A 231-nucleotide genomic window follows, 5' to 3' on the forward strand; every position below is an offset into this window, starting at 1 on the left:
CGCCACCAGTCGTGGTGGTGCCCCCGGTGACGCCGCCGCCGGTCAATCCGACCCAGCCGGCCATCCACGCGCACCTTGCCATCATCAACGGCAAGGACCGGCAGGACCTGACCGGTGCCGGGATCCGGATCGGCGAGGTCGATTCCGGCGTGAACCGTGCCCATCCCACGCTTGCCGGCCGGGTCTTTGCCAGCCACAACTACGTGGATCCGCGCGCCAACAACCTGGCGG

The 231-nt window shown here is 69.7% G+C and carries 1 protein-coding gene; it reads left to right on the plus strand.

Annotation, left to right across the window (positions count from 1 at the left end):
- Nucleotides 1-26 precede the first annotated feature (26 nt).
- Nucleotides 27-231: hypothetical protein (locus tag ACQG3P_RS25050; protein WP_426806553.1), on the plus strand; the 205-nt coding region annotated here is incomplete at its 3' end.

Origin of the sequence: Stenotrophomonas sp. SrG, assembly GCF_050031795.1 — a bacterium.
GTDB classification, from domain to species: domain Bacteria; phylum Pseudomonadota; class Gammaproteobacteria; order Xanthomonadales; family Xanthomonadaceae; genus Stenotrophomonas; species Stenotrophomonas rhizophila_A.